16 protein-coding genes are annotated in these 17,786 nt (G+C 67.1%); 5 read left to right on the top strand and 11 right to left on the bottom strand.

Annotation, left to right across the window (positions count from 1 at the left end):
- Positions 1–14 precede the first annotated feature (14 nt).
- Positions 15–1,301 (top strand): DUF4785 domain-containing protein, encoded by a 1,287-nt coding sequence (locus DZC52_RS09300; protein ID WP_181918869.1) that lies wholly within the window; start codon positions 15–17, stop codon positions 1,299–1,301.
- A gap of 90 nt (positions 1,302–1,391) precedes the next feature.
- Here DZC52_RS09300 and DZC52_RS09295 read toward each other — a convergent pair whose 3' ends face one another.
- The 3 genes from DZC52_RS09295 to DZC52_RS09285 are packed head-to-tail and all read right to left on the bottom strand — an operon-like array spanning position 1,392 to position 3,377.
- Positions 1,392–1,667 (bottom strand): acylphosphatase, encoded by a 276-nt coding sequence (locus tag DZC52_RS09295; RefSeq protein ID WP_116650863.1) that lies wholly within the window; start codon positions 1,665–1,667, stop codon positions 1,392–1,394.
- Entirely contained in the window at positions 1,654–2,103 is a 450-nt protein-coding gene (locus DZC52_RS09290) for a TlpA family protein disulfide reductase (RefSeq protein ID WP_116650862.1), read from the bottom strand. Before DZC52_RS09290 ends, DZC52_RS09295 begins: the two co-directional genes overlap by 14 nt.
- Positions 2,100–3,377 (bottom strand): virulence factor BrkB family protein, encoded by a 1,278-nt coding sequence (locus DZC52_RS09285; protein WP_181918868.1) that lies wholly within the window; start codon positions 3,375–3,377, stop codon positions 2,100–2,102. The genes DZC52_RS09290 and DZC52_RS09285 overlap by 4 nt, the downstream gene beginning before the upstream one ends.
- A gap of 55 nt (positions 3,378–3,432) precedes the next feature.
- Between DZC52_RS09285 and arsC the strand changes: the two genes are divergently transcribed.
- From arsC to DZC52_RS09270, 3 genes are read left to right on the top strand one after another with little or no spacing between them, the layout of a single operon-like run.
- Positions 3,433–3,783 carry an arsenate reductase (glutaredoxin) gene (gene arsC, locus DZC52_RS09280; protein WP_116650913.1) on the top strand — a complete coding sequence of 117 codons (351 nt, stop codon included), beginning with the start codon at positions 3,433–3,435 and terminating at the stop codon, positions 3,781–3,783.
- Positions 3,780–4,376: an NAD(P)H:quinone oxidoreductase gene (gene wrbA / locus DZC52_RS09275; RefSeq protein ID WP_116650860.1), complete on the top strand. Its 597-nt coding sequence runs from the start codon at positions 3,780–3,782 to the stop codon at positions 4,374–4,376. The genes arsC and wrbA overlap by 4 nt, the downstream gene beginning before the upstream one ends.
- Complete coding sequence (locus DZC52_RS09270; RefSeq protein ID WP_116650859.1) at positions 4,376–4,711, top strand: DUF2069 domain-containing protein; 336 nt, start codon at positions 4,376–4,378, stop codon at positions 4,709–4,711. The genes wrbA and DZC52_RS09270 overlap by 1 nt, the downstream gene beginning before the upstream one ends.
- 18 nt (positions 4,712–4,729) lie before the next feature.
- On the opposite strand, the gene DZC52_RS09265 is transcribed toward DZC52_RS09270, so the two are convergent.
- Entirely contained in the window at positions 4,730–7,369 is a 2,640-nt protein-coding gene (locus DZC52_RS09265; RefSeq protein WP_147307648.1) for a hypothetical protein, read from the bottom strand.
- A 35-nt stretch (positions 7,370–7,404) separates the two neighbouring features.
- Here DZC52_RS09265 and DZC52_RS09260 point away from each other — a divergent pair, with 35 nt between their 5' ends.
- The gene (locus DZC52_RS09260; RefSeq protein WP_116650857.1) at positions 7,405–7,893 is read left to right on the top strand and encodes an asparaginase domain-containing protein; all 489 of its coding nucleotides are present in this window, start codon (positions 7,405–7,407) and stop codon (positions 7,891–7,893) included.
- A gap of 28 nt (positions 7,894–7,921) precedes the next feature.
- Here DZC52_RS09260 and gcvT read toward each other — a convergent pair whose 3' ends face one another.
- From gcvT to DZC52_RS09225, 7 genes are all read right to left on the bottom strand, one after another.
- A complete protein-coding gene (gene gcvT / locus DZC52_RS09255) occupies positions 7,922–8,995 on the bottom strand; it encodes a glycine cleavage system aminomethyltransferase GcvT (RefSeq protein ID WP_116650856.1) in 1,074 nt (357 codons plus the stop codon).
- A 35-nt stretch (positions 8,996–9,030) separates the two neighbouring features.
- A complete protein-coding gene (locus DZC52_RS09250) occupies positions 9,031–10,638 on the bottom strand; it encodes an ABC transporter permease (protein WP_220338321.1) in 1,608 nt (535 codons plus the stop codon).
- On the bottom strand, positions 10,622–11,695 hold the full coding sequence (locus tag DZC52_RS09245) for an extracellular solute-binding protein (RefSeq protein WP_116650855.1): 1,074 nt from the start codon (positions 11,693–11,695) through the stop codon (positions 10,622–10,624). The genes DZC52_RS09250 and DZC52_RS09245 overlap by 17 nt, the downstream gene beginning before the upstream one ends.
- 138 nt (positions 11,696–11,833) lie before the next feature.
- Positions 11,834–13,633, bottom strand: a complete 1,800-nt coding sequence (locus tag DZC52_RS09240) for a monovalent cation:proton antiporter-2 (CPA2) family protein (RefSeq protein ID WP_116650854.1) — start codon at positions 13,631–13,633, stop codon at positions 11,834–11,836.
- A 30-nt stretch (positions 13,634–13,663) separates the two neighbouring features.
- A complete protein-coding gene (gene eno, locus DZC52_RS09235; protein ID WP_116650853.1) occupies positions 13,664–14,950 on the bottom strand; it encodes a phosphopyruvate hydratase in 1,287 nt (428 codons plus the stop codon).
- A 184-nt stretch (positions 14,951–15,134) separates the two neighbouring features.
- Positions 15,135–15,953, bottom strand: coding sequence for a 3-deoxy-8-phosphooctulonate synthase (gene kdsA, locus DZC52_RS09230; protein WP_116650852.1), 819 nt, complete (start codon positions 15,951–15,953; stop codon positions 15,135–15,137).
- A complete protein-coding gene (locus DZC52_RS09225; RefSeq protein ID WP_116650851.1) occupies positions 15,950–17,605 on the bottom strand; it encodes a CTP synthase in 1,656 nt (551 codons plus the stop codon). The genes kdsA and DZC52_RS09225 overlap by 4 nt, the downstream gene beginning before the upstream one ends.
- Between the last annotated feature and the right edge of the window lie 181 nt (positions 17,606–17,786).

Genomic DNA, 17,786 nt, shown 5'->3' with positions numbered 1-17,786 from the left:
GAATGGGAGCCGACATGAAAAAGTTCACCACCATTTCCGCCCTGCTGCCGGCCCTCGCGCTGGCCGCAGGAACCGCTTCCGCTGCCGGGCCGGCTGAATGGGCGCCGCCGGGCGGCGACGATCTTCGAATCCAGAGCCTGCCGGCGACCGTCCCGGCCGCCCCGCCGAGCCGTCACGTCGAATCGAAGCCGGTCAGCTACGCCTGGCCGCTGACCATCGACCGCAGCGCGCCGGCGCCCTCCGGCCCCGCCATGGAAAGCCGTGAGTACTGGGTCGACACCACCGGACGCGGCCTGGAACAGGGGCTCAAGCTGCCCCTGAGTTCAGCCGGCGCCATCGTCCGGGTTTCCGCCCTGCACGCCGACACCGGCCTGCTGCTCGATGCCGAGCGTCTGCAGGTCAGCATCGACGGCATGCAGCTCTCGCAAACCGCCGGGGCCGGGGGCATCGAAGTGCTCGGCGGCGCGGATCTCCAGGCCCAGGGCATGGCCGTTCCCGCCGACACGCTGGCCTTCCAGCTGCCTCAGCAGGGCCGGCCTGATTCCCTGCGGCTCCAGATGGCCGGCCTGCCGGCCGGACAAGCGCTGGTCGTTCACGTCTTCGAGCCCGAAAGCCAGTGGATGGGCCGCCTCGCGGCAAACCGTCACAACTACCTGGCCGGTAACGACATCGCGCTCGACGTCGGCCTGGTCAAGGGTGACGAGCGTTTTGCCGCCGAGTCGATCCAGGCCGTACTGGTCAGCCCCGACGCCGCGCATTCCTGGCCGCTGGAAGTCACCGACGACGGCTTCGGCCTGAAGGGCCTGGCGCCGCAGGACCTGCCGGACGCCGGCGAGGGCCTTTATGAAGTTCACGCCTACCTGCAGGGGCACCAGGACGGCACCCTGGTCCGTCGCGACCTCAAGGTGGCGGTCAGTATCGCCGCGCCCACGGCCAGGCTGACCGATCGCATCGCCAGCAACGGCAGCGCCGGCCTGGCGATCGACCTCGGCGTGGAAGTGGCCGCGGCCGGCCGCTACCAGGTTTCGGGGCAGGTCTGGGGCACGGCCGCGGACGGCTCGCTGCGCCCGCTCGCGATGGCGCAGACCGCCGCCGTGCTCGAACCGGGCAAGGGCGAGCTGCGGCTGGACGTGCCCGCCGAGCTGGTTCTGGAATCGGGCCTGTCGGCGCCGTTCGAGGTGCGCGAAGTGCAACTGCTCGACCAGGGCCGCATGGCCGTGCTGGAAACGCGAAGCCGCGGCTTCACCGTGGCCCGCGATGCGGGCGGGCCGCGCAGGCCCTTCGACACGATCGAGCAGTAAACCGCCCGATCAGATGCGAACCGCGACCGGCCGGCCACTGCGCCGGCCGGTTGCGTTCAGGCGCCGGGAGGAACGGCGCCGTGGGACAGGTCAGCCCGTCGAGAAGCCGCGGGAAACCGCTGCCGGCGCCTCGGCGCGTGCCACGCTGTCGACGCGTGCAGCCTCCGGCCCGTCATGCAGCCAGCGCTCGAGCTCGTCGAGCGCCGTTGCGGGACCGGTGGCGACCACCTCGACCCGGCCGTCGGGCAGGTTGAGCGCGTGACCCGACAAGCCCAGGGGTTCCGCCTGACGGCGCGTGGACTCGCGGAAGAACACGCCCTGGACGCGCCCGGAAATCAGCCACTTTCGCGTATCACTCTCGCTCATCGATCCACTCCGTGATCATTTCGCTGGTGACCGGCCCGAGCCAGGTCTCGACCAGCGCCCCGCTGCCGTCGATCAGGTGCGTGGTCGGCAACACGCGCGGCGGACCCAGGTCGGCCGGCGGGTCGTAGACATCCACGAGCAGGATGGGATAGCTGGCCGGGTAGGACTCGAGAAAGGCCTCGAAATCGGCCGGCTCGGTATCCTCGAAAGCCAGCCCGAGCACCGTGACGTCGTCGCGGCTGTCATGAAGCTCGGACAGATCGGGAATTTCCTTTCGGCAGGGCTTGCACCAGGTCGCCCAGAAGTTGACCACCACCCACTGCCCCCGGTAGTCGGACAGGCGTTGAGGCTCGCCGTCGAGCGCGGGCAGCTCGAAATCCAGTTCGGCGAGCGCCGGCCCGGCCAGAAGGGTGAGCGCAAACAGTGCAAACCTCATGAATATTCTCCTCGCTGGAACTTGAGCAATGACTTGATCGTTCGGTTCAGGGCCGGTCGTCCGGCCTCGTCGACGGCGGCAAGACTTTCGACCAGGGCGCGGTCCCAGTGGCTTTCCATTGGCACCGTCCGCAACTCGCCGATGGGAAGTATGAACGGACCGGCGCGGTAGAGTTCCCCCAGCGTCACGTCCTCGAGATCGGTCGAGAGCAGCCAGTCGCCGTTGTCATCGGCGTGGATGAATCCGGCTCTGTGGAACCAGCCGAGGATGCGCCCGATCTGCGAATCGCTGGCCGCCGGCTCGCGCGAGAGCAGTTCGGGCTGGGATAAGGCGCGCCCCTGGCGTTGTGCGTGCCAGAAATGGCCCAGCAGACGCATGGCCAGGACCAACTCGTGCCGGCTGGACCAGCGCCAGTCGCTCTTGCGGTAGTTGAAGGTGGTCAGCGCCGCGGCCACGCTGGCGCCCAGCAGGACGACCACCCAGGAGACGTAGATCCAGACCAGGAAGATGGGCACGGCGGCCAGGGCCCCGTAGAGCTTCTCGTAGGTCGGGAAGTGGGTCACGTACAGCACGAAACCGAACTTGGCCAGTTCGAACAGGACCGCCGAAATGAATGCACCGGCCAGTGCGTGACGAAAGCGAACGCGACGATTGGGGACGACCAGGAAAACGAGCGCGAAGCTGATCAGGGCGACCAGGAAGGGCGTGAAGCCGAGAAGGAACTCCTGCAGCGCGCCGCCGACGGCCTGGGGCGCCAGCAGCGGCAAGGCGGCCAGGTAGGACGTCAACGCCAGCGATCCGCCCATCAGCAGCGGACCGAGCGTGAGCACCGACCAGTAGGTCAGCAGGCGGCCGGTGATGCCGCGCGGCTTGGCCACGCGCCAGATCCGGTTGAGGCTGCGCTCGATGGTCGACATCAGCAGCAGCGCGGTGATGATGAGAAACAGCGTGCCGGCGCCCGTCAGGCCGGCGGTTCGCTCCACGAACTGGTTGAGGTGCTCCTGGACGGCGTCGCCGGCGGCCGGCACGAAGTTGGAAAAGATGTAACTCTCGAGATCCGTCGCCCACTGGTCGAACACCGGGAAGGCAGAAATGACGCCCAGCATCACCGCCATCAGCGGCACGATCGCCAGCAGGCTGGTGTAGCTCAGCGAAGCCGCCGCCTCGAAGCTGCGATCCTCGCGGAAGTGCCGCCACAGGTGAGCACCGAAGGCGCGCAGCCAGCCCGGATCGCCGAAAGCGTCGAGCCAGGTGGGCGCCGGCTGCGTTGACACGCCCGGCTGAGCGGGTACGCTACCCTTCCCTTCGTCGCGAGACCCGGATGATTTCATGTCCATCACGATTTATCACAATCCGCGTTGTTCCAAAAGCCGCCAGACCCTGGCGTTGATTCGCGAGCACGGCATCGAGCCCGGGATCGTCGAGTATCTCAAGCAACCGCCAACGCCCGATGAACTCAAGCGTATCATCCAGCGTCTCGATGTCCCCGTGCGCGAGGTCATCCGCAGCGGGGAGGCCGAATACCGCGAACTGGGCCTGGGCGACGAATCGCTCGACGACGCGGCGCTGATCGAGGCGATCTGCGCCCACCCCAAGCTGCTGCAGCGCCCGATCGTGGTGCACGGCGACAAGGCCCGGATCGGCCGCCCACCCGAGGCGGTCGAGGACATCCTGTCGTGATCGAGATCCTCGTCCTTTTCCATTCCGTGCACGGCAACACGCGCGACATGGCCCGCGAAGTGGCTCGCGGCGTGGAGTCGGTCGACGGCTGCCAGGCGCGCCTGCGCACGGTGCCCCCGGTCTCCCCGGCCGACGAGCCCGCCCGGGACATCGACGAAAACGGTCCGGCCCGCGTCACGCGCGAGGATCTTGCGGAATGCCACGGCCTGGCCCTGGGCAGCCCAACGCGCTTCGGCAACATGGCCGCTGCCGTCAAGTATTTCCTCGACGGCACGGGCGGCGAGTGGTTCTCGGGCACCCTGGTCGGCAAGCCCGCCGGCGTTTTTACCTCGACGGCCACGATGCACGGCGGGCAGGAAGCCACGCTCCTGAGCATGATGGTGCCCCTGATCCACCACGGCATGCTGATCGTCGGCCTGCCCTACACGCTGCCTGAACTGAGCAACACCCGTAGCGGCGGCACGCCCTACGGACCCAGCCACGTGGCAGGCACCGACTCCGACCGCGACCTCGACGGCGACGAAAGACGCCTTTGCCGCGCCCTGGGTCGACGGCTGGCCGAGGTCGCCGGCCGTCTGGGAGAAACATCGTGATGGGCCCGGGCGCCTGCCGCTGGTCGCTGCTCGGCCTGATCGTGCTCCAGCCGCTGTGGTTCGGCTGGCTGGCGCCGCCCGAGCTGGTTCCGGCCTGGATGGCCATCGCGATCATGGGGCTACCGCTGCTGGGCCTGCTGCCTTTCGTCTGGGGCCTCCGGAAAAACGCCCTGGTCGTGGCCGGCTGCTTGCTGCTCGTGCATTTCTGCCTGGCCGTGTCGGAAGCCTGGGCCAATCCGGCGGCGCGGGTTCCCGCCGTCATCCAGGTGGTGCTCATCGGCATCTACTTCACGGCCATGTCGTCGCTGCGCTTCGGACGCACGGACGAGCGCTGATTCAGCGCGCCTCGCGCCTCACTGTCCCATTTCGCGCTGCAGCTTCGACAGCCGCTCCAGGCTGTAGTCGATCTCGGGGGCGCGCTGGCCCTGCTCGCGCAGCGCCTCGGGCAGGTCGAGCCAGGCGCTGCTCAGCCGCTCGGCGCGCTCCAGGCCCAGTTCCGGCATCCGGCTGGCGGCCACGCCCTGGTCGCGCAACAGGCGAACCCGGTCACGCGTAACGAGACCGGCCTCGCCGGCCAACATCGAGCGGATCGGGGCATGCTGGCGAATCAACCTCGGATAGTGCAACTCCAGCATCCGGCGCAGCAGGGCGGCGGTATCGGCAACTCGCGACATGGCCAGCACCAGCGGATCGGCGTCACCCGAACGGGGCGGATTGATCAGGGGAGCGACCATCTGGCGTTCCCGCCGATTGACGAGATCGGCCAGCTCGGCCTGAACGGCCACCTCCATGTCCCCCGGGTCGGCGGCCTCGACCCGCTCGACGCGGCGGCCGGTGACGAACCAGTCGCGCCATTCCGCGCCCTGATCCCAGTTGGCGAGCAGCTCGGCCTCGGGCGTCGTCGGCGTGCTCGTGAAATAGGTCAGGCGATTCGGAACCAGGCCGGGATGATCTTCCGGCAGGTTGCTGGCCACGGAACGCCCGACGCGCTCGATCGGACAGTCCTCGCCGAGAATCGCCTCGTCGGCGGACCCGAACAGGTAATGGCGCGTCTCGCTGTCGGTCAGGCGATAGCGAAACACCGTGCGAGCATCTCCCTCGCCCGCGAAGGTTCCGACCAGGTCGAAGCTCAGGCGGCCGAAATAGTTCGCCACGCGGCTCGCACTCCGGCGGGCCGGCTCCATCGAACGTTCCACCCAGCGAACCTGGTCATAGCACAAGTGCAGCTCGCCCATACCGACCTGGTCGGCCAGCAGGAAGGCGTTGGGAAAAAGGCCCAGCAAGGCCCGGCTGACCGGCAGCGCGACGCGCGAACCACAGGTGTTGGCCTCGGGACAGGGACCGATCACCAGGTCCTGGGGGCGGTAGGCGGTCACCTGGTCGGCCGGTCCGTCCAGTTCGATGTCCGCGCCCGGCCGCGTCGCGTTCTCGTAGAACGAAGACCGCGCCTCGAGCAGGAGATTCTCGACATCGAGCAAGGCCGCGCGATGGCGCGCGATCAGGCGGACGACGGGATCGCGCCGGCTGCTGCCGCGGCCCGTGACGCAATCGATCCACTCGGCGTGGGCCGTGGCTTGATCCCGCATCTGCTCGGCCAGACGGTCGACGGTATCGCGCCAGCCGCTGCCGGTGAAGAAAACCGGACGCTGCGAGACCCAGCGCACCAGGTGATCGGCGAGCAGCGACCACTCGAGCACGTTGATCCACTCCGGCGGCTGGCACTGGGCCTCGAGGAGCCAGTTGAGATGGCCGTCGAGATAGGCGGCCCGCTGCCAGCTCACCAGTCCCAGTTCGCGGCGGAGAAACTCGGCGGCAAACGGACCCTGCGCGCCGCCGACGAGTTCCTCGGTGCCCAGGTCGCCGGCCAGCATGTTTTCGAGATTGCGTGCGCATCGCTCGAACACCTCGCGCGGCAGGGGACCGACGAGAAGCGGATCGGGATTGCACGTCGAAATCACCTGCCGCACACCCTCGCGCACCGGCTGGTCCAGGTAGAAGGCCAGGTCCGGCGCGAACAGCGCCAGGCGGGCGTAGGTGTCGGCCAGCTCGGCAATGGCCGATTGGGAAGCGTGGCCGGGCGAGGCCAGGTAGTCGGCGGCGTCACCGAGCAACGCCATGACCACTGGCAGGTCGACGTCCACGAGGCGCAACTCGGCGCCCTGCTCGCCTTCGATCGATTCCAGCCAGGTCGACCACTCTGCCGCGATTCCGCCGGCCGGCTCGTCGACCTGCGTCAGACGGGCCAGGGCTTCGAAAGCCGACCAGACCGAGTCGAGCAGGCGCCCCGTTTCCCAGGCGTGACGCGCCTCGGCGAGGAGGACGGCATCGTGAATCCGGATTCGCTCCGCTTCCGAAGAAGCGGCAGCGAGGGCACGGACGCGTTCGGCCTGCTCTCTGGCGTGCGCGGCGACACTGCCATTGCCGGCATCGCCGTCGAGCTCGGCAAGCAGTGGCGCCCAGAACGCCTCGATGCCGGCGGCGGCTTCCTCGCCCAGGGCTTCGGCCGCCCGTGACCAGACCGCTTCGGCCCGGTAGGCGGCGACAACGCGCTTGCGCGCCAGCTCACCGGCGGCATGCTCGGCCTCGAGCAATTCGCCGATACCCCCCAGCCCGGGCTGTGGGAATCCGTTTCCGGACTGACCGAGATTGACCTCGCGCTGTCTCACCAGCCAGGCCATCAGGCCGTCGCCCAGGGATACCCGCACCGGGCCGATGCGCTCCATGGCGGGCTGCAGGCGAAGCGAGATCGCCTCGACCGTCTGCTGCCAGTCAGCGGGATCGCCGCTACGCTCGAGCCAGGCGGCCGCCGCCAGCGTCCGGTTCCGGGCGCGGTCGGCGGTGGCCGGGTGCCAGTGCAGGGCCAGGACGTCCTCGGGAAGGGGTTGTGCGTGCGCCGGGCCCGCAAGGGTCGCTAGAACCAACAGCAGGCAGGCGCTTCTCAGGCCGCTTTTCATGGCCGCTATACTACCCGAACGCTCGCGCAGCCCGCGCATCGACCACTCACTCGGAACAGCATCAGGAAGACGTCTTGAAGAAGCTCAACATCCTCACGACCGGCGGCACGATCGACAAGATTTACTACGACGACAAGTCCGACTATCAGATCGGCGAACCGGAGATCGGACGGATCCTCAAGGCAATGAATGTGGCCTTCGACTGGGAGATTCGCGCCCTGCTGCGCAAGGACTCCCTGAACATGAACGACGAGGATCGCGACCTGATCCGCCAGGCCATCATGACCAGCAACGACAGCCACTTCCTGATCACCCACGGCACCGACACCATGGTCGAAACCGCCGCCGCGCTCGGCGATGTCGGCGATCGCGTGATCGTCATGACCGGCGCGCTCAACCCGGCGCGCTTCATCGACTCGGATGCGGTGTTCAACATCGGCTGCGCCGTCGGCGCCGTCCAGGCGCTTCCGGCCGGCGTCTGGATCGCCATGAACGGCCGCATCTGGGATCCGAAGACGGTGCGCAAGAACCGCTCGGCCAACCGCTTCGAAGCGGTGGGCTGAGGCCAGCCGCTGGCGCGGCCCGGCGTCGTCAGACGCGCACCTTTCCCTGCCGAACGAACGGCGGCTTGACCACTCGGGCGGTCAGCTTGCGCCCGCGAAGTTCGACTTCCACCTCTTCGAACTCGCCGGCGGGAATGCGTGCCAGGGCAACCGGGCACTGGGTACTGGGTCCGAAGACCCCGCTGGTCACCTGACCTTCGCCGGCCGGAGTGTGGACGACGGCCCCGGTGCGGGGAATGCCGCCGCGACCGAGCACGAGGCCGACCAGCTGACGGGGCACGCCGTCGTCCTTCTGGCGTTCCAGGGCCTTGCGACCGATGAAGTCGCGGTCTTCGGGGTCGAAGGCCACGGTCCAGCCCAGGTTGGATTCCAGCGGCGTGGTCGTGGTGTCCATGTCCTGGCCGTAGAGGTTGAGCCCGGCTTCCAGGCGCAGGCTGTCGCGCGCGCCCAGACCGCAGGGCTTCACGCCGGCGTCGACCAGGGCTTGCCAGAAGCCCGGGGCCTCCCCGGCGGGCAGCAGGACTTCGAAGCCGTCCTCGCCGGTATAGCCGGTGCGGGCGATGAAATAGTCGCCGTGGCTGGTCGCACGGAACGGCTTGAGCGATTCGGCCTCGCGCGCGCCGAGCACGTCGATCACTTTCTCGCGCGCCTCGGGCCCCTGCACCGCGATCATGGCGAGGTCGTCGCGCTCGACGATCTCGACGTCGAAATCGGCCGCCACCCGGCGCATCCAGGCCAGGTCGTTCTCGCGCGTGGCCGCGTTGACCACGGTGCGGAAGAAGTCATCCTCGAGCCAGTAGGTGATCAGATCGTCGATCACCCCGCCCTGCTCGTCGAGCATGCAGCCGTAGAGCGCCTGGCCCTTCTCGCCCAGCTTGGCAACGTCGTTGGCCAGCAGCCGGCGCAGGAAATCGCGGGCTTGTCCGCCGTGGATGTCGACGACGGTCATGTGCGAGACGTCGAACATCCCGGCGTTCTCGCGAACGGCGTTGTGCTCTTCCATCTGCGAGCCGTAGTGGATCGGCAGTTCCCAGCCGGCGAAATCGACCATCTTGCCGCCGGCGTCGAGGTGCGCGGCGTGGAGCGGGGTCTTGGAACTCATAACGAAAACAGTGCCTGGTCAGAATCAGGCGGGCATTATATCGCCCGAACGCGGCCGGACCGGATCAGAACGGCGACGGGAATGGCGCCCAGCAGGACGAGGATCAGTGCCGGCACGGCCGCCATTTCCCACTGGCCTTCGGCCGTGAGCTCGTAGATGCGCACCGCGAGCGTCTCCCAGCCGAAGGGCCGCAGCATCAGCGTGGCCGGCATCTCCTTGGCGACCTCGACCAGGGCCAGCAGGAAAGCGGTGACCAGGCCCGGCCAAAGCAGCGGCAGGTTGACGCGCCACAGCCGGTACCAGCGCGGCACGCCCAGGCTTCGGGCCACCTCGATGTACTGCGGACGAATGCGCCCGGCGACGCTGTCGAGCGGGCCCCAGGCGGCTCTCAGGAACCGGATCAGGTAGGCCATCACCAGCGCGGCCATGCCGCCGGCCAGGCTCGTACCGGCGAGCTGATCGAACTGCAGGAAAGCGAGCATGATCGCGACTGCCAGCACCGTGCCCGGAATGGCGTAACCCAGCGCCGCCACCTCGCCGAGCAATTGCTGGCGCTTGGAGGCCCGGTACGTGGCGGCCAGCAGCAGGAGACCGCCGAGCACGACCGCCAGGGCGCCGGACAGGCCCAGCACCATGGTGTTGAACACCACGCCGATGATGCGGCTATCGAGCAGGTCCGACATCTGCGGCCAGGCCCAGACGAGGAGCTGGACCAGGGGCAGCACGACGCCGACCAGCAGCACCGCGAGCTGCAGCGAGGTGGCCAGCCACCCGCGCAGCCCGCCAAGTCGGATGCGGTGGCCGGTCGGTCGCCGCTCGGACTGCACCACCCGGCTGCTGCGGCTGAATCGCTCGATGCCGAGCAGGAGGAGCACGAAGAGCATCAGGATCGAAGCCAGCTGCACGGCGGCGGTGAGATTGAACATGCCCAGCCAGGTGCGGTAGATGGCAGTGGTGAAGGTGTCGAAGCCGTAGATCGAAACGGCGCCGAAATCGGCCAGGGTCTCCATCAGCGCCAGGGCCAGGCCCGCCACCACGGCCGGCCGCGCCATGGGCAGGCTGACCCGGAAAAACGTCCTCACTGGTCCCTGGCCGAGACTGCGCGAAGCCTCGAAGGCGGCCAGTCCGCCGCCGACGAAGGCCGCGCGGGCCAGCAGGTACACGTAGGGGTAGAAGGCCAGCACCAGGATGAACAGAACGCCGCCCGGGCGGCTGATCGCCTCGAGCAGGGCCGGCGAGGCGCCGAACCATTCGCGCCAGGCGGTCTGGATCGGGCCTGCGAAATCGAGCATGCCCAGGTAGATGAACGCGAGCACGTAGGTGGGAAAAGCCAGCGGGAGCACCAGCAGCGGGTCGAGAATGCGCCTGAGCGGGTACTCGCAGCAGGCCGACAACCAGGCCAGGCCGACGCCGAGCACCGCCACCCCGACGCCCACGACGACCATCATCAGCGCGGTGTGGCCGATCAGCCGGGGCAGCAGGTAGCGCGAGAGATGCTGCCAGATGTCCGGCTGGGGTTGCGCCCAGCTGGTCAGCAGCATCAGCAGCGGGATGCCCACGAGCAGCAGAAGCGGGCCGATCAGCCAACGCCGATCGGCCCGCGGCCGAAGCCGAAAGGAGAGTGCCTCAGCGGTAGCCGGCACGATCCATCAGGCGCACGGCCTGAGCCTGTCGTTCGCCGGCGATCTGCAGCGGCGTATCGTCCGCGCGGAACTCGCCCCACTCCTTGACGATGCCGCGCGGCGCCACGTTCGGGTTGACCGGAAACTCGAGGTTGTTCTGCGCGAACTCGGCCTGGGCCTCCGGCGACGCCAGCCATTCGAGCAAGGCCCGCGCGGCTTCCGGGCGCGGCGCGTGTCGGGTCACTCCGGCGCCGGAGATGTTGACGTGGGTGCCGGTAGTGTCCTGGTTGGCCCAGAACAGCGCCACGGGATACTCGGGATCCTCGGCCAGTTTTCGACCCAGATAGTAGCTGTTGACGATGCCCACGTCGCACTGCCCGGCCGCAATCGCCTCGATCAGCCGAGTGTCGGACGAGAAGGGCTCGGTGGCGAGGTTGTCGACCCACCCGCTCACGATTTCTTCCGCATGTTCCTCGCCGTGATGCTCTATCAGCATGGCGACCAGCGACTGGTTGTAGACCTTCTGCGAGGTACGCAGGCAGAGGCGACCGGCCCACTCGTCCTCGGCAAGCGCCTCGTAGGTCGAAAGCGCTCCGGCGTCCACCCGCTCCGGGTGGTAGACAATGGTGCGCGCGCGCACCGACAGGCCGTACCAGCGGCCCTGGTCGTCGCGCAGCGCTTCGGGCACCGAGCTGACCAGCGACTCCGACTCGACCGGCCGCAGCAGCCCGCGCTGCGCAGCGTGCCAGAGATTACCGGCGTCGACGGTCATGAACAGGTCGGCGACGGTCTGGTCGTCCTCGGCGTCGAGGCGCTCGATCAGGGCCGCCTCGCTGTCGTTGATGTAGTCGATGTCGACGCCGGTTTCTGCGGTGTAGCGATCGAACAGCGGTTCGATCAGGTGCGGCTGGCGCGAGGTATAGACCACCAGGCGAGCGGGCTCGGCCGCGGCGGGTTCAGCGGTTTCAAGGTTCTCGGCCTGCTCGGTGCCGGCCGTCTGCCGGGCCTCGCCGTTACCCTGGTCTGGTCCGCAGGCGGTCAGCAGCGCCAGCAAAAGGGCGGTAAGAAGGATACGCATGGGTTCGGTTCACTCGATTGCGAAACGGGGCATCAATTTTACTGATAACGATTTGCATTTACAACAAGATATCCACCGAGGCAGTCTACAAGCTCTCGCCCCGCCCCGCTTGACGCGCGTCAAACGTCGGCGGCCGCTTCAGTCGGAGTCCTTGCCTTCCTGCAGCAAGCGCCGGTCGTCGGCGAACAGGTCCTCGAGCTGCTCGCGGCTCTTGCGCTCGATGCGCGCCAGACGCTCGTGATCGCCCCGGTGCTCGATCTGCTCACGCAGCGTGGCCTCGTCGTGATCGGAGAAGCGATCGACGTAGCGGTCGGCTTTGCGCACGCCCATCGATCGCAGGGCGGTGCGCGCCATCTCCAGGCTCGACAGCCAGGTCTCTCGAATCACCTCGTCGACACCCAGCGCCATCAACTCCATGGCATGGTCGCGGTTGCGCGCCCGCGCCAGGATCCTGAGATTGGGGAAATGCCGCCGCACCATCTGCGCCGTCTGGATCGAGCGCTCCGGGTCGGAAATCGTCAGGATGAACAAGCTCGCCTTGTCCGCCCCGGCCGAGCGCAGCACGTCGAGTCGATTGGCATCGCCGTAGAAGATCTTGTGACCGAACTTGCGCACGAAATCGACGTGCACGGGGTTGTTGTCCAGGGCCGTGAAGTGAATGCCCAGCATCGACAGGTTGCGCCCGACGATCTGACCCACGCGGCCGAAACCGGCGATGATCACGCGCGGCTCGCCGTGATCGTCGGGAATGCGGTCGGGCTCGGGTTCGGGTTCCGAACTGGCCAGCCAGGGCTGGAGCAGCTTGTCGTTGATGACGTACATCAGCGGCGTGAGCGCCATCGAGATGGTCACTGCCACGATCAGCGGATCGACCACGGCGGCGCTCATCACGCCCTCGTTGACGGCGACCGCAAACAGGATGAACGCGAACTCACCGGCCTGGGGCAGGGCCATGGCCAGGGCCGCGGTCGAGGATCGGTTCAGGCCCGCGAAGCGCCCGACCACCAGCAGCGCGGCCACCTTGACGAGCATGATCACGCCCACCAACGCCAGGATCGACAGCGGCGAGGCCATGACGCGGCCGAAATCGATCGACATGCCCACGGCGATGAAGAACAGGCCCAGCAGCAGGCCCTTGAAGGGATCGATGGCGGCTTCGATCTCGTGACGGTACTCCGAGTCGGCCAGCAACACCCCGGCCAGAAACGCGCCCAGCGCCATGCTCAGCCCGGCGTAGTCGGCCAGCGCCGCGGTGCCGAGCACCACCAGCAGAGCCATGGCCACGAATACCTCGGGAACACCGGTCGCCGCGATGGCCCGCAGCGTGGGACGCAGCAGGAACCGGCCGGCCAGGATCAGGCCGCCGATGAGGGCCGCGGCCTGCGCGATATCGACGGCAATGGACCAGTCCGACCCGGCGTCCAGCTCGCGCCCGGCAAAAAGGGGGATGATTGCCAGCAAGGGGATGACGGCGATGTCCTGCATCAGCAGGATGCCGAAGGCCTGGCGGCCGTGCGGTGCACCGAGCTGCTTCTTCTCGGCCAGAATCTGCACGCCCATCGCCGTCGAAGACAGCGACAGCACGACGGCGATGAGCAGGCCGATCCCCCAGCTGCCCGACCACCAGCCGGCCAGCGGCCAGAGCAGCAGCGTGGTCAACAACATCTGAAGCGAGCCGATGAAAAAGACCACCCGGCGGAGCACCCATAACCGCGATGGTTTGAGCTCCAGGCCGATGAGGAAAAGCAGCAGCACCACCCCGAGTTCGGAGAAATGCAGGATGGTGTAGACGTCGTCGATCAGGCCCAGCACCCAGGGCCCGATCAATACGCCTGCGGCGAGAAAACCGAGCACGGCACCCAGGCCGGCCCAGCGGGCCAGCGGCACCATGACCACCGCGGCGGCCAGGAAGATGATGACCTCGGCCAGCATGCTCATGCCGGCCGCACCTGCCCTTTGGGATTCAGATCAGTCGATAAAGCGCGAGAACACATGCCGACCATCATAGCGTGCGGCATCTCCCAGTCGCGCGTTGATTCGAAGCAGCTGGTTGTACTTGGCCACGCGGTCTGAACGGCACAGTGAGCCGGTCTTGATCTGGCCGGCGTCGGTGGCCACGGCGAGGTCGGCGATGGTCACGTCCTCGGTCTCGCCGGAGCGATGCGAGATGATGGTCCCGAAGCCGGCGTTGCGCGCCATGGCGATGGCGTCCAGCGTTTCCGAGAGCGTACCGATCTGGTTCGGCTTGATCAGGATCGAATTCCCGATATGCTCGTCGATGCCGCGCTGAAGAATGCTCGTGTTGGTCACGAACAGGTCGTCACCGACGAGCTGCACCTTGCCGCCGATGCTTTGGGTGAGCTCGGCCCAGCCGTCCCAGTCGTCCTCGCTCATGCCGTCCTCGATGGAAACCACCGGGTAGCGGTCGACGATGCCTGCCAGGTATTCGGCGAAGCCGGCGCTGTCGAAGGCGCGGCCCTCGGCGTCGAGCACGTACTGGCCGTCGCGATAGAACTCGCTGGAGGCCACGTCCAGGGCCAGGTAGATGTCCTTGCCCGGCTCGTAGCCGGCCTCGGTGATGGCCGTCATCAGCAGTTCGAGGGCCGCTTCGTTCGAGGACAGGTCCGGGGCGAAGCCGCCCTCGTCGCCGACGGCGGTGTTGAGTCCGCGCTGGCGCAGGATGCCCTTGAGGGCGTGAAACACCTCGGTGCCGGCCTGCAGCGCGCTCGGAAAATCGGGCAGCCCGATCGGCATGATCATGAATTCCTGGATGTCGACGCGGTTGTCGGCGTGCGCGCCGCCGTTGAGGATGTTCATCATCGGCACCGGCAGGCTCGCCTTCTGGCCGGAGCCGGCGAGCAGATACTCCCACAGCGACTTGTCCTGGGCGGCAGCCGCGGCGTGCGCAACGGCGAGCGATACACCGAGCGTGGCATTGGCGCCCAGGCGCGACTTGTTGTCCGTGCCGTCGAGCTCGATCAGCTTCTTGTCGATGCCGGCCTGGTCGGTCGCGTCCATGCCCTTGACGGCATCGGCAATCTCGCCGTTGACGTTGGCCACGGCCTTTCGCACGCCCTTTCCGCCGTAACGCTTGTCGCCGTCGCGCAGCTCCACGGCCTCGCGCGCGCCGGTCGAGGCACCGGACGGAACGGCCGCACGCCCCACGTGCCCGCCTTCGACGGTGACTTCCGCCTCCAGCGTGGGATTGCCGCGTGAATCGAGAATTTCGAGTGCCTGGATCTTGGTGATTTTCATTCAAAAACCTTTAATTCTTTTGTCCACAGATGAACACAGATAAACACAGATTGAAAAAAGCTTTCTAAATCGACATGCAAGACTTCGGCGGCGCGAGCCTCAGTACGCCACAATCAACACCCATAACCCAGTTTCTTGTTCTTTTATCTGTGTTCATCTGTGTTCATCTGTGGACACTTATTTTTTAAAGAGGAGACTGCTTTACGACTCGATCGATGGCGACGAGTTGCTCGAGCAGGGCTTCCATGTCGGACAGCCGCATCGAGTTGGGGCCGTCGCACAGGGCTTCTTCGGGTTTCGGGTGCGTCTCGCAGAACACGCCGGCCACGCCGGCGCCGACCGCGGCCCGGGCCAGGGTCGGGATGTGCTCGCGCGCGCCGCCCGACGACTCGCCCTGCCCGCCCGGCAGCTGCACCGAATGGGTGGCGTCGAAGACCACGGGGCAGCCGGTCTCGCGCATGATCGCCAGCGAGCGCATGTCCACGACCAGGTTGTTGTAGCCGAACATGTAGCCGCGCTCGCAGACCATGATCTGGTCGTTGCCGGCCTCGCGGGCCTTCTCGACGACCTTGCTCATCTCCCAGGGCGAAAGGAACTGCCCCTTCTTGATATTGACGGGCTTTCCGGCGCGCGCCACGTTCTGGATGAAGTTGGTCTGCCGACACAGGAAGGCCGGCGTCTGCAGTACGTCGACGACCGCGGCAACCTCGTCCAGCGGCGTGTCCTCGTGCACGTCGGTGAGTACCGGCACGCCGATCTGCGACTTGACCGCCTCGAGAATACGCAGCCCCTCTTCGAGCCCCGGGCCGCGGTAGCTTTTTACCGAAGTGCGGTTGGCCTTGTCGAAGCTGCCCTTGAAGACGTAGGGCATACCGAGGCGCTCGGTGATCTCCTTGAGATGTCCGGCGACATCCAGGCACATCGCCTCGGACTCGAGCGTGTCGGGGCCGGCGATCAGGAACAGGGGCTGGTCGAGCCCGATTTCGCGACCGGCAAGCTTCATGCCTGGACGGCCCGGGTGGCCCTGCCGCCGGCCTTTTCGTGCTGCGCCAGCGCAGCCCGGATGAAGCCGGCGAACAGCGGATGGCCGTCGCGCGGCGTCGAAGTGAACTCGGGGTGGAACTGGCAGGCGACGAACCAGGGGTGGTCGGGCAGCTCGACCATTTCGACGAGCATGTCGTCGACTGAAAAGCCGACCAGCTTCATGCCGTGCTCGTCCAGGGTTTCGCGGTAGGCGTTGTTGAACTCGTAGCGGTGGCGGTGGCGCTCGACGATCTCGTCGGAGCCGTAGAGCTTGCGCGAGAGCGAGCCTGAGACCAGCTTGCAGCGCTGCGCGCCCAGCCGCATGGTGCCGCCCAGGTCGGCGTTCTCGTCGCGGAGCTCGCGCCGGCCCTTCTCGTCGAGCCACTCGGTGATCAGGCCGATCACCGGGTCGGCGGCGTCGGCGTCGATCTCGGTGGAGTTCGCGCCCGCCAGGCCGCAGACATTGCGGGCAAACTCGACCACGGCAGCCTGCATGCCCAGGCAGATCCCCAGGTAGGGAATGCCGTTTTCGCGCGCGTAGCGAATGGCCTCGATCTTGCCCTCGAAACCGCGCTCGCCGAAACCGCCCGGCACCAGGATGGCATCGGCGTCGGCCAGGATGCCGGTGCCGCTGGACTCGATTTCCTCCGACTCCACGCCCTTGATCTTCACCTTGACCCAGTCGCCGAAGCCGCCGGCCATCAGCGCCTCGTTGAGCGACTTGTAGGCGTCGGCGTGCTCGACGTACTTGCCGACCATGGCCACGGTGACCTCGTGCCTGGGCCGAGTCTGGCGCTCGACCACCTCTTCCCAGTCGGAGAGATCCGGCGAGGAAGCCTTGATGCCCAGGCGATCGAGCACGATGCGGTCGAGGCCCTGGCGATGATAGAACAGCGGGATCTTGTAGATCGAGTCGACGTCCACGGCCGAGATCACCGCGTCGTGCGAGACGTTGGTGAACAGCGCGATCTTCTTGCGTTCCTCGTCGGAGAGCATCCGTTCACAACGGCACAGCAGCACGTCGGGCTGGATGCCGATCGAACGCAGCTCCTTGACCGAGTGCTGCGTCGGCTTGGTCTTGATCTCGTTGGCCGCCTTCAGATACGGCACCAAAGTGAGGTGCATGAACAGCGCCTGGCGGCCGTACTCGGTGCCGAGCTGGCGGATCGCCTCGAGGAAGGGCAGCGACTCGATGTCGCCGACCGTGCCGCCGATCTCGATCAGGGCCACGTCGTAGCCCTCGACGGCCTGGTTGACCGAGTCCTTGATCTCGTCGGTGATGTGCGGAATCACCTGGACGGTCTTGCCCAGGTAGTCGCCGCGGCGCTCCTTGGCGATGACGTTGGCGTAGATGCGCCCGGTGGTGAAGTTGTTGCGCTGGGTCATCCGGGTGCGCACGAAGCGCTCGTAGTGGCCCAGGTCCAGGTCGGTTTCGGCGCCGTCCTCGGTGACGAACACCTCGCCGTGCTGGAACGGGCTCATGGTGCCCGGATCGACGTTGATGTAGGGATCGAGTTTCAGCAGCGTCACGCGCAAGCCCCGGGCTTCCAGGATGGAGCCCAGCGAGGCGGCTGAAATGCCTTTACCCAGCGATGAAACGACACCGCCGGTAACGAAAATAAGAGAGGTCATGCCCGGACATCCGTGCTGCAGTGAATCCGGGAGAGCATTGTAACCCATAACGGGCGCAAAGCCCCTCCCTGGAGGTCGGCTCACCACGCCGACCCATGAAACCCATTACCCACCAACCCGCGCCCTTCGGGCCGGCCTGCCCATTTCGCGACTTCGACGCAGCCGAGGAACGCAGGTTCGA

Source organism: Wenzhouxiangella sediminis, from assembly GCF_003410055.1.
Lineage (GTDB): Bacteria > Pseudomonadota > Gammaproteobacteria > Xanthomonadales > Wenzhouxiangellaceae > Wenzhouxiangella > Wenzhouxiangella sediminis.
The sequence above is the reverse complement of the archived record's forward strand: the minus strand, read 5'-3'. Positions and strand labels throughout refer to the sequence as shown.